1 protein-coding gene is annotated in these 763 nt (G+C 52.2%); it reads right to left on the reverse strand.

Going from position 1 to position 763, the window contains the following annotated elements:
• Window positions 1-183: 183 nt before the first annotated feature.
• Window positions 184-612: a redox-sensitive transcriptional activator SoxR gene (gene soxR, locus INT33_RS21015; RefSeq protein ID WP_193092947.1), complete on the reverse strand. Its 429-nt coding sequence runs from the start codon at window positions 610-612 to the stop codon at window positions 184-186.
• Window positions 613-763 lie beyond the last annotated feature (151 nt).

Below are 763 nucleotides of genomic sequence, written 5' to 3' on the forward strand. Positions count from 1 at the left end.
TCCAGAAAGAGTTCGCGGCGGGTCTTTCGCTTCTTGTTCTGGTACTCGGCTTCTGAGAAGGTGATTTGATCCATGGCCGCACTGAATCCTATGCAGTTGACGATAGCCGTATTATCGCTGATGGCAGTGACTTTTTCAGAGCTTCCTTAGGAAATAGGTGAGGAGTGATCAGCATGTCGCTTTTTAAGGTTTATGGACCTTAATTTTTTGTGCCCGCGCTTCCGCCTGATCCAAAAGTACCGGTCCGCTACCCAGTTCAGCCAACCTATCCTCCGGGTTATACAGCGGGCAGTTGGTCATGCTCAAACACCCGCAGCCAATACAGCCGCTCAGGTTATTGCGCAGCGTTTGCAGGTAGGCAATACGGCCATCCAGCATGCGCTGCCAATTCCTGGAAAGCTGCTGCCAGTCTTCTACCGTGGGCGTGCGGTTATTGGGCAGTGACTCAAAAGCTTTCTTGATCTCGTCCAGGCTGACACCCACTTTTTGCGCGGCTTTGATCACTGAAATGCGTCTTAGCACCTCCGGTTTATAGCGGCGTTGGTTACCCGCATTGCGCGAGCTTTGAATCAGCCCTTGCTGCTCGTAGAAGTGGAGGGCGCTGATATTAATGTAAACGCGCCACTAACCACATCTTCTCAAGCGGAGTTTTGCTGACCACACTGAGGTTTCTTCATCCAGGAGACCCTCATGATCCAAGAACTCAACTCCATGCAGGCGTTTTGGCTCGGGCATCTGTATCACGCCTCGGTGCGCGAGATTC

The organism is Halomonas colorata (assembly GCF_014897985.1).
Lineage (GTDB): Bacteria > Pseudomonadota > Gammaproteobacteria > Pseudomonadales > Halomonadaceae > Vreelandella > Vreelandella colorata.